Annotated in this window: 10 protein-coding genes and 1 pseudogene; 10 read left to right on the forward strand and 1 reads right to left on the reverse strand. The window is 32.6% G+C overall.

The genetic code is table 11. From position 1 onward, the window contains the following. Positions 1 to 1211 (forward strand): annotated as a pseudogene (locus A2255_07690) (hypothetical protein). A 95-nt stretch (positions 1212 to 1306) separates the two neighbouring features. Here A2255_07690 and A2255_07695 read toward each other — a convergent pair. Continuing rightward, on the reverse strand, positions 1307 to 1705 hold the full coding sequence (locus A2255_07695; GenBank protein OGI17270.1) for a hypothetical protein: 399 nt from the start codon (positions 1703 to 1705) through the stop codon (positions 1307 to 1309). 464 nt (positions 1706 to 2169) lie between these two features. Between A2255_07695 and A2255_07700 the strand changes: the two genes are divergently transcribed. The 9 genes from A2255_07700 to A2255_07740 all read left to right on the forward strand — a co-directional run bounded on the left by A2255_07700 (position 2170) and on the right by A2255_07740 (position 9836). Further along, positions 2170 to 3090 carry a hypothetical protein gene (locus A2255_07700; GenBank protein OGI17271.1) on the forward strand — a complete coding sequence of 307 codons (921 nt, stop codon included), beginning with the start codon at positions 2170 to 2172 and terminating at the stop codon, positions 3088 to 3090. Between the two features lie 68 nt (positions 3091 to 3158). Next, on the forward strand, positions 3159 to 3803 hold the full coding sequence (locus A2255_07705; GenBank protein ID OGI17272.1) for a riboflavin synthase subunit alpha: 645 nt from the start codon (positions 3159 to 3161) through the stop codon (positions 3801 to 3803). Positions 3804 to 3805: 2 nt separating this feature from the next. Beyond that, on the forward strand, positions 3806 to 5041 hold the full coding sequence (locus A2255_07710) for a bifunctional 3,4-dihydroxy-2-butanone 4-phosphate synthase/GTP cyclohydrolase II (protein ID OGI17273.1): 1236 nt from the start codon (positions 3806 to 3808) through the stop codon (positions 5039 to 5041). An 11-nt stretch (positions 5042 to 5052) separates the two neighbouring features. Continuing rightward, positions 5053 to 5550: a 6,7-dimethyl-8-ribityllumazine synthase gene (locus tag A2255_07715; GenBank protein ID OGI17274.1), complete on the forward strand. Its 498-nt coding sequence runs from the start codon at positions 5053 to 5055 to the stop codon at positions 5548 to 5550. A gap of 532 nt (positions 5551 to 6082) precedes the next feature. After that, positions 6083 to 6862 carry a hypothetical protein gene (locus A2255_07720; protein ID OGI17275.1) on the forward strand — a complete coding sequence of 260 codons (780 nt, stop codon included), beginning with the start codon at positions 6083 to 6085 and terminating at the stop codon, positions 6860 to 6862. Positions 6863 to 6914: 52 nt separating this feature from the next. After that, entirely contained in the window at positions 6915 to 7718 is an 804-nt protein-coding gene (locus A2255_07725; protein ID OGI17276.1) for a hypothetical protein, read from the forward strand. Between the two features lie 117 nt (positions 7719 to 7835). Next, positions 7836 to 8186: a hypothetical protein gene (locus tag A2255_07730; protein OGI17277.1), complete on the forward strand. Its 351-nt coding sequence runs from the start codon at positions 7836 to 7838 to the stop codon at positions 8184 to 8186. After that, positions 8176 to 8955, forward strand: a complete 780-nt coding sequence (locus A2255_07735; protein ID OGI17278.1) for a nucleoside triphosphate pyrophosphohydrolase — start codon at positions 8176 to 8178, stop codon at positions 8953 to 8955. The genes A2255_07730 and A2255_07735 overlap by 11 nt, the downstream gene beginning before the upstream one ends. Before the next feature lie 32 nt (positions 8956 to 8987). Beyond that, on the forward strand, positions 8988 to 9836 hold the full coding sequence (locus tag A2255_07740) for a hypothetical protein (GenBank protein ID OGI17279.1): 849 nt from the start codon (positions 8988 to 8990) through the stop codon (positions 9834 to 9836). Positions 9837 to 10121: the final 285 nt, after the last annotated feature.

Below are 10121 nucleotides of genomic sequence, written 5' to 3' on the forward strand. Positions count from 1 at the left end.
AACTCGATCTACAGAAATATACTAATTCTATCAAGGATAGAATTACCTCAAACTCAGAATATCAGTCTGCTCTAATTTCATATATTTTTGAAAGAAAACCAGAGAGTAATAAAAATATCTTTGAGCTTTTTGTTGAGAAAACCCCTAATATTACAAAAGACGAAAAAAATATTTTATCCGGGATGGAAAAGTCTATTTTATCAGTTTTTGAGATTAAAAGGCTGATTCATAATGGTTTTGAGCTCTATAATCTTATAAATGAGAAAATATATCAGTCACTTGTCCTAATAAAAATGGTGAATTTCAGAGGAATTATACCGGGGCAATATCTGCATTGTCGAGTTTTCCCTTACGAAAATGAATATTATCTAATTGGAATAGATAAAGTTATTCCAGCCGGTGCCAGGGAAGATGTGTATAGATATATCGTTATGCAACAATTAGAAAATCCCGAATTGCTATATTCAAATAATCAAGAAAAGTTGGCCGAAATTGAGCAAACAGTACAGGATTTAGGATTAAAATTTCAGAAATATTTTAAAAAAGATGAAATTATTACAACAAGCCAATATGTAGATGAATTGCTCAGCGAGTTTAACGATTTTATTGAAATAAATAATACTGAATCAGCAAATGATATTGATAAATTTATTAATAAACCTGAAGAATTTGCTTATTTTGAGATAAAAGAAGCAACAGGTGGTATTTCTGATCCAATACAGGCAGCTGTTAAAGGATTTTCTTCACACGGAAAAATTTATGATGTTGGCATTATTTTTGATCCTGATTCAGGTTTGTTAGTTCTTCCTTTTTATGGAACATTTAAGCAGATATTTTCAATTGATGACTATAAATCAATTAAAGGTTATAAAGCCTGTATAATGCAATATTTGGAAAGTGACAGAATACCTCCAGCTCCGATTTTAAGAGTTTATGAAGAAAATAAGGATGGTTTTATAAAAGTAATTTCAGAAGTATTAAAGCTTAAAAAACCATTCGATATTCAGGAGCTATTGCATAAATATAAAGAAAAATATTACTTACAAAAAAGGTTTTCTGCTTTAACGGTTCTTTACTTATCAGAGGCTTTTAATGAGCTAATGACCATTGCAAATAAAGGTGTAGCATCTTCTCTAAGTCTAAAGGTAGGACGTAATGATGCTTGTCCTTGCGGTAGTGGTAAAAAATATAAGAAATGTTGCTTAAGTTAACCGGTCATTCTTGAATAAAGTAAAAAATCTTAAAAGAAAAACAGTCGTAGATATTACTACGACTGTTTTTCTTTAAGTTAATTGGTTTTTAAAGTCTATTGTGGAGCATTGATTACTTTAGTTATTAATTCAGTACCGCCTACGCCATAACCTTTAATTTCAATTGAATCTGTAGCATCGGTTCCAACTAATGTTACAATACCTTCTGCTGCGCCTGCTGTGGTTGAGTATGCAGCGCCTGTGCCAGTTATTGGGTTTTTATTGTTGGTATTTAATGATGCTGCTACGTTTGTTGCCACTTGTGTTGCAGTTTCTGTGCCATTTAGAGCAAATCTGCTTGTTACTGATGAAGCAGCAGCACTAATGTTAGCTTTTACAGCGCCATTTCTAGCTTGATCAGCAGCGTTTAATAGTGTTGGAGCAGCAATTAATGCTAATATGCCTAGAATTACTACAACAATTAGCAATTCAAGCAATGTAAAACCTTTTCTCATAGTCGCCCTAACCTTTCGCAAATAATTTTAATACTACATTTAAACAAAAATTATTCTTTAAATAATAATTTCTTTGTACTTTAACACCCCCTTTAGTTAGTTAATTATAATCTATTTTCATTTGGATTTTAATCTTGTAATTATATTTTTAAAATTATGTAACATTTATGATTTTTCTAATATTGTTTTGCTATTTCCTAAATACCCAGAAAAAATGATCTTTAAACTAAAACTTATAAAATTGTTATAATTAGAAACATATTTATGAAAACAAGAATTTGCAAGGATTTAATTTGATAAAAATACGTTTTATATTATTGATCCAGGAGTATGAATAAAATAGAATAGAGTTGTTGCAAAGAATTAAGGCTTAAATATCTTTAAATTTTTAAAAATTTAATTTAAATCGTATAATAATATTGAACATACAAAAACTAAATCGCTGGAAATAAGGAAATTAATATATGTATAAATTTGGAGTTAGGTTACTTAAAAAAAGGCTATATCCTATTGTCATTCCTGACACTGCTAAAGTTGAGCATGGACAGATGATTATTGTCAGAACAGAGAAAGGTGAAGAGGTAACTAAAGCTCTAAGAATACCTTGTTGTGTATTTAAAAAATGGGGAGATCAATTACCTGAACCCCTGCCTCTAGTTAGAGTATTAGCACCAAAAGAGTATGGGATTCTTGATGAGATTCAGGAAAAGGAAAATCAAGCTCATCAAAAGTGTGAAGAATTCATCACAAAACACGAGCTTCCTATGAGATTAGTTACTACAAAATATACTTTTGACAGGAAAAAGCTGACTTTCTATTTTACAGCACCTTACAGGGTTGACTTTAGAGAACTTTTAAAAGATTTAACTCAAACTTTCAGAAAAGTCAGGATTGATCTTCGCCATATTGGTGTTAGAGATGAAACTTCTATACTAGAAGGGTTGGGATTATGCGGTAACGAGTTATGTTGCTGTTCCTGGTTGAAGCAGTTTAGCTCTATTAATATAAAACTTGCAAAAGATCAGGGAATGCCTATCAATCCCAGTAAAATATCAGGGTCTTGTGGAAGATTATTATGCTGTATGAATTATGAGTATTCAACATATATGGAAGCAGCAGTCGGCATGCCACCTGTTGGAAGTGGTGTTATGACACCTGATGGTATTGGTAGAGTTTCTGCTTTACATTTCTTGAATGGTAAAGTGGCTGTAAAACTTGAAGATGGCAAAATTAAAGATTTTACTAAACAGGAAATTGATATGATTGAGGATGAAGTTTCTAATATTGAAATTGATAATCCTCTGCAATATAACGATGATGATGAAGAATTTGTTGATATTTCTCAGTTAGAGGATGATGAACAGAGCTTTACTTCTGAAGTTTAAAAAAGTTAGCTTTTAGGCAACAGCTGATAATACTTTATTATGCCTTTTATTTGTGTTAATTAAGAATTATGTTTACTGGTATTATTGAAGAAATAGGAACGGTTAGAAGTATTGAAAAAATAGCTCAAGGAGCTGTTATTTCGATTAATTGTTCTAGGATTCTTGATGATCTTAATATAGGTGACAGTGTTGCTGTTAATGGTGCCTGTCAAACTGTAGTCAAGCATGGAAGCGATAGTTTTGACGTTGAAGCTTCTCCTGAAACTATGAATCTGACTACTTTTAAGTACTTTAGAGAAAGTGACAAGGTTAATTTAGAAAGAGCTATGTCTTCTCAGAGTAGATTTGGTGGCCATATGGTTACAGGGCATGTGGACGGTATCGGAGAATTTAGAGAAAAAGTAAATCAGGGTATTGCAGATTTATATTACTTTTCTGCTCCAAATGACGTTGTAAAGTATATGGTCTATAAAGGTTCGATAACTATTAATGGAATTAGTTTGACTATTGCTTCTTTACAAGAAAATATATTTAGTATCTCAGTTATCTCCCAGACAGAAAAGTCAACAAACTTGATGTATTTAAAACCCGGGGATAAGGTTAACCTGGAGTCAGACATTATTGCAAAATATGTTGAAAAGTTTGTATCTAAGTCTGATAATGCTACTGGAAATATTAATGTAAATTATCTTGAACAGAATGGATTTATATAGGAATGGAAAGTATAAAAAATAAAAACGAATATATGTACAATACTGTTGAAGAAGCCATTCAAGATATTAGAAATGGCAAAATGGTTATTGTGGCGGATGATGAAACTAGAGAAAACGAGGGTGACCTTGTTTGTGCAGCAGAAAAAGTCACTCCTGAGATAATAAATTTCATGGTAACAGAGGCTAGGGGATTAATATGTTTAACTCTGACTGCTGAAAGAACTCAAGAGCTTAATCTGTATCAAATGGTGAATAAGAATACTGAGTCTCATGGTTGTGCATTTACCATAAGCATTGATGCAGAAGCAGCTTTTGGAGTCACAACAGGAATTTCAGCTAAAGACAGAGCAACAACTATTAAAGTAGCAGTTGATCCTAATACTAAACCTTCGGATTTGAGAAAACCCGGACATATTTTTCCTATTGAAGCAAAAAAAGGCGGAGTATTAGAAAGAGTTGGCCAAACTGAAGCCAGCGTTGATCTTGCAAGATTAGCGGGCTTAACCCCTGCTGGCGTTATTTGCGAAATTTTGAATCCTGATGGCACGATGGCTAGAAGAGATGATCTTGCTAAGTTTGCCAAAGAACATAATATTAAGTTTATTACAGTTGCTCAATTGATTTCATACAGATTGCAGCAGGAAAAATTTGTAAAAAGAGTAATAAAAGCTAAATTGCCTACTATTTTTGGTGAATTTGATATATACGGTTATTTGAACGAGTTAGATAAAATTGAGCATGTTGCTTTAGTCAAGGGTAATCTGGAAGATTTTGCTAACTCTGTTCCCGTTGTTAGAATGCATAGTGAGTGTTTGACTGGAGATATTTTTCATAGCTTAAGATGTGATTGTGGCAATCAGCTTGGAGCTGCACTTGATGTGATAAATGAAGAAGGAGCGGGAGTTCTTGTATATTTAAGATCTCATGAGGGCAGAGGAATAGGTTTATTAAACAAACTTAAAGCGTACTCATTGCAGGAAAAAGGAGAAGATACAGTTCAAGCTAATTTATCTTTAGGATTTGCAGCTGATTTAAGGGATTATGGTGTTGGCGCTCAGATTCTTCTTGATCTTGGACTTAGAAAGTTTAGATTAATCACCAATAATCCAAGAAAAATTATAGGACTTGAAGGATACGATCTTGAAGTTGTCGACAGAGTAGCATTGCCTATATGTCTGAATAAGCATAATGAAAGATATTTACATACAAAACGTGATAAATTAAATCATATGTTATAAAGGAGAAAAGCATGGTTAACGTTTACGAGGGCAAGTTAACAGCAGGGAAAGAAAAGTATGCAGTAGTAATCGGAAGATTTAATGAGTTTATCGGTTCAAAATTGTTAGATGGTTGTCTCGATGCATTAAATAGACACGGAGTATCTCAGGATATGGTAGATGTAGCCTGGGTTCCAGGTGCTTTTGAAATACCTGCTATCGCAAGTAAATTAGCTGAGACTAAAGAATACGCTGCGGTTATCACCCTTGGTGCAGTTATAAGAGGTAATACTCCTCATTTTCAATATGTTTCTTCAGAGCTAGCTAAAGGTATAGCTCAAGTTGGCTTGAAAACAGGAATACCTGTTATATTTGGAGTGCTAACTACAGATAATATTGAGCAAGCTATTGAAAGAGCTGGCACTAAATCTGGCAATAAAGGTGCAGAAGCTGCAAAAAGCGCTATTGAAATGGTAAATCTTATTAAGGCTATTGATAATAAAGAGGCTAGATCAATGAGTTTATCATAGTCAAAAGTGTAATAAAAAATGTACACCTGTCATTGCGAAGATTCCAAAGGAATCTGTGGCAATCTATCCATTTTAGAATTAAAACTAAGGAACAAACAAAAAATTATTGCGTATTTTAAAACGCAAATCTGTCATTGCGAGCGAAGCGAAGCAATCCATTAAATAATGCTATAATTTGAATTGCCACGTCGGGCTTTCAGCCCTCCTCGCAATGACAATATCACTTTATGCGTAAGTATTTTTTGTTACCTCCTTATTATTCAAACTTAGAAAGATCGCCACGGTTTCTTTTAGAAACCTCGCGATGACATTGCGTATTACTGAAAAAATTGTTAACCAATGACAATGCGAAGCACCTCGTGATTACGTAAGAAAATTTAATTCTTGGCTACATTATCAAATTAACGATCATTCCAGTGAGGACTTAAATTAGATGATGGATATTACTAAAATAGATTTATTTAATTTATTTAAATAATGCTTTATAATAAGCATTATTTTATTTTTATATTATTTTTTTGGAGATTTGGATATGGGTATTGATGTTAAGAAATCGTTCCGTTTTATTTTTTCTGATTCTGAGTGGCCTCAAAAGATAGCAATAGGTGGCCTTTTCTTTTTTGGGGCTTTTTTAGTTAATATAGCATTAAATGTTATCCTTGATAGAGTAATAATTCCTCAATTAAACCTCCAGTTAACTCAGTTTGACAAGTCAATGATCCAGACAGTACTTGATACTCTTGTTAATATTCCAGTTTTAGCCTTTGCTATGGGCTATATTATACAATCTGCACATAATGAGGTGAAAAATGAAACACCTCTTTTGCCTAATTGGGATTCTAAGTTTTTTAACTATTTTAAAACCGGATTTATTTATTATCTAATTAATATTGGTTATTATTTTTTCATAGTGTTAATCGCAGTGATAATAGGTCTATTGGTAATGTTATTTTCGCTTATTTTAAATTTTAACTTTAATGTTAGTAATGCAGCAGGAGCAATAGGCGGGATTTTAGGACTTTTATTTGCAATAGTCAGCCCTTTTATTACCTTATTTTATGCTGATAATTTTAACTGGAAAGATGCATTTAAATTAAGAGAAATATTCAATGCGATTTCTAAAGTTTTTTCTGACTATTTAATAAGTTTTGGAATCCTTGCAGGTCTTTGGATACTCTGGTTACCGGTATATCTCATATTAACTTTTACCTGTATTGGAGCAATAATTCCTCAATTCCTGGTTTTAATAGTACATTTAATAACAGTGAACCTATTTGCTCAAACATACAAGGAATATAAGCAAATTACATAATTTCCCTCTAACATTTATTTAAGTTATAAATTGAAATTAAGAGGTATGCTTTATGAGTGTTGATATTAAAAAAGCTTTTTATTTTCCTTTTCGTGACAATTTATGGCTTCAAAAGTTGCTTATTGGTGGAATATTCTTTTTTGCCGTGTTTATTTTACATACTATAATGGGCTTTTTAAATGCTGTTGTAAGAATACCCATCTCCGATTATAGTACGCAAATGCCTCTTATAACCAGAGGAATTGAAGCTATTTTCAGTCTGTTTATGACTATATTTAGTGTTTTAATTTATGCTGTTCCTGTAGGATATGTTTTGCAATCTGTACATAATGAAATTAAGGGCGAAACTCCACTTTTACCTGATTGGGATTCTAAATTTTTAAGTTATTTTAAATATGGGTTGTATTTTTTTGCAGCTAATTTTTTATATCTATTTATCATAGCAATCGTAGCTGCAATTCCTACTATGATTAGTAGTATAGTATTTGGCCTTTATCGGGATAATCCTATAGTGTCTATACTTAGTTTGACTTTCATTGTATTGTTTGTTACTCCTTTTGTTTTAATATATCTAGTAATTCTGCCTTTTATTGCGACATCATACGCAGATAATTTTAATTTTCAGGATGCTTTTAAGCTGGATAAGATATTTATCGGGATATCAAGGGTAATTCCTGATTATCTTGCAAGTGCTGGTCTATCGATAATCATTTTGCTTTTAATTCCTCTATTATTAGTATTGTCTGTTTGTACTTGTATTGGTATACTAGTAATACCGTTTCTTATTTTACCTGCTTTACTTATAGTTTTGAACTTGTTTTCTCAGACATACAAACAATCCGGAATATCGTTATAGTTTATTATTTTGACTTTCAGGTTTTTAAAAATCATCCAATGTGATGTTGTATAAGATCAGAACAAGTAATAACATGTAAAAATATTTGTGAGAGTTAAAGGAGAGCCTGTGGATTGTATGATTAATCCAGTGACAAGAATCTCAAGAATTCCTGGGGGAATTTCCTGTACAGAGAAAAAGGCTGACAGAACCCTATCTCAACCTAAAATAGATGGATGTAGTTTTAAGGGGGTTGAAGCAGACCGAGATGTTTTTGTGAAAAGTCAGGAAAAGGAATCATCCAGAATTAACTCGTCAGAGACATTCGGAGATAAATTTATTAAAGCAGCAAAAGAGACTGTTGAAGAAATTGAAGCTAAAGGTATTCCTATTTCTAAAGCTAGTTCGTTGGAAGTAAGTACAGGAATTATTGATAAACTCCATCAATACGGTGCTTTTGGGCCAAAAAAGATTGATTATGTCGCATAAAAATCTGGAAAATTTGCAAAGATTAATAGAAGTGGTGGAAAAATTAAGAGCTCCTGATGGGTGTCCATGGGATAAGGAGCAAACACACGAGACTCTTAGGGAAAATTTCATCCAAGAAACTTATGAAGCTGTTGATGCTATAGAGAGTGGGAATTGTGAAGACTTAAAAGAGGAACTTGGTGATGTTTTGCTTCAGGTAGTTTTACATTCTCAGATAGCCAGTGAAGAATCCAGATTTGATATAGAAGATGTGGCTAAAACTATTGCGGATAAAATTATCAGACGCCATCCTCATGTTTTTGCTGAAACAAAGGTTAAAGGTACTGAAGAAGTTTTAGTTAACTGGGAAAGAATTAAAAGCGAAGAAAAGCCTGAAAGAACATCAGCTTTATCAGGTGTAGTAAAATCACAACCTGCTCTCATGTCTGCAACCCAAATTAGCAAAAAGGCTATAAAAGTTGGGTTTGAATGGCCGAATGTTGAATCATTATGGGAATGTTTAGAATCAGAAATTCAGGAATTTAAGCAGGCTGTTGAAGAAGAAGATAAAGAAAAGATGGAAGATGAACTCGGCGATATTCTGTTTTCTCTTGTCAATGTTGCAAGATGGCATGGGGTTGATGCTGAATTAGCACTTTTAAGAGCAAATAAGAAGTTTACAAAAAGATTTCAATTAATGGAAGAAATTGCTACAAAAGACTTAACTGAGTATACGCAGGCAGAATTAGAAGATTTGTGGCAAAATGCTAAAAAAGCACTTCAACAATAAAATTTATATAATTTATTTTATGGGGATAGAAAATGATAGCAGATTTCGGTACTTGTTTTAATAAAGTAAAATATAGGTTATTCGAGGATAAAAGAATTGCTCTTGTTAAATTAGAAGGCATAATTATTGATGCTGTAAATGCTCCTGCGGCATCGAGAATACTGGAAGCAATAGAATCGGTTAAGAAGTACGATATAAAAGCAATGGTATTGAGAGTAAATAGTCCTGGTGGTACTGTTGGGGCATCACAGGAAATTTACGGAGCTATAAAAAAACTTAAAGAAGAGAAAAATACAAAAGTAGTTGTATCTTTTGGAGATGTGGCAGCTAGTGGTGGTGTTTATGTTGCTGCAGCAGGTGATAAGATAGTGACTAATCCTGGTACTATTACCGGTTCTATAGGAGTAATAATTAGATCAGCTGTAATTAAAGATTTATATAAAAAAGTTGGCGTTGATTACGAAATTATTAAGTCTGGACCTTATAAAGATATTCTTTCAAATCTGCGTTATTTAAGTGATGATGAAAAGCAGATATTACAGGAATTAATTGATAGCACATATAATCAATTTATTGAAACTGTAGCAGATAGTAGAAATCTTGATATTGAAAAAGTAAAAGCATTTTCTGACGGCAGAATTTTTACAGGTCTTCAGGCTAAGGAGTACGGACTTGTTGATGAAATAGGAACTCAGGAAGATGCAATTAACTTGGCAGCTAAACTCGCTGATATAAAAGGCAAACCTCATATAATAGATATGACACCAAAAAAGAACTTCTTGCAAAAAATAACAGGAACTACTTTAAATGAGTTTTTTGAAAATATGGGATTAAGTTCTACATATTCAGGAGTACCTCTCTGGCTCATGCCTGGAGTTTAGATAAAATACTATTGGATTTTTCTTAAGTTAAGAAGGGTATATTATTTCCGTCGCTGGTGCTAACGCACTTATTTAAGTCATCAATTATTCAAGTGAGGACTTAAATAAGTGACCTTGTCACCTTCGCATTTCATAGGCTCCTCCAATAATATACCCTTCTACAACAACCATCATTATTTTTGAAACAATGTATTAAGGAGGTAACAAAAAATACTTACGCATAAAGTGATATTGTCATTGCGAGGAGGGCTGAAAGCCCGACGTGGCAATCCAAATTATAGCATT

The sequence above is a fragment of the Candidatus Melainabacteria bacterium RIFOXYA2_FULL_32_9 genome (assembly GCA_001784615.1).
In the GTDB taxonomy this organism is placed as follows: domain Bacteria; phylum Cyanobacteriota; class Vampirovibrionia; order Gastranaerophilales; family UBA9579; genus UBA9579.

Excerpts from the sequence above, each read along its gene's own strand:
- A2255_07730 (OGI17277.1), top strand. The coding sequence starts at position 7,836 with ATGATTAATCCAGTGACAAGAATCTCAAGAATTCCTGGGGGAATTTCC.
- A2255_07725 (OGI17276.1), top strand. The coding sequence starts at position 6,915 with ATGAGTGTTGATATTAAAAAAGCTTTTTATTTTCCTTTTCGTGACAAT.
- A2255_07720 (OGI17275.1), top strand. The coding sequence starts at position 6,083 with ATGGGTATTGATGTTAAGAAATCGTTCCGTTTTATTTTTTCTGATTCT.
- A2255_07710 (OGI17273.1), top strand. The coding sequence starts at position 3,806 with ATGGAAAGTATAAAAAATAAAAACGAATATATGTACAATACTGTTGAA.
- A2255_07695 (OGI17270.1), bottom strand. The coding sequence starts at position 1,705 with ATGAGAAAAGGTTTTACATTGCTTGAATTGCTAATTGTTGTAGTAATT.
- A2255_07735 (OGI17278.1), top strand. The coding sequence starts at position 8,176 with ATGTCGCATAAAAATCTGGAAAATTTGCAAAGATTAATAGAAGTGGTG.
- A2255_07700 (OGI17271.1), top strand. The coding sequence starts at position 2,170 with ATGTATAAATTTGGAGTTAGGTTACTTAAAAAAAGGCTATATCCTATT.
- A2255_07705 (OGI17272.1), top strand. The coding sequence starts at position 3,159 with ATGTTTACTGGTATTATTGAAGAAATAGGAACGGTTAGAAGTATTGAA.
- A2255_07715 (OGI17274.1), top strand. The coding sequence starts at position 5,053 with ATGGTTAACGTTTACGAGGGCAAGTTAACAGCAGGGAAAGAAAAGTAT.
- A2255_07740 (OGI17279.1), top strand. The coding sequence starts at position 8,988 with ATGATAGCAGATTTCGGTACTTGTTTTAATAAAGTAAAATATAGGTTA.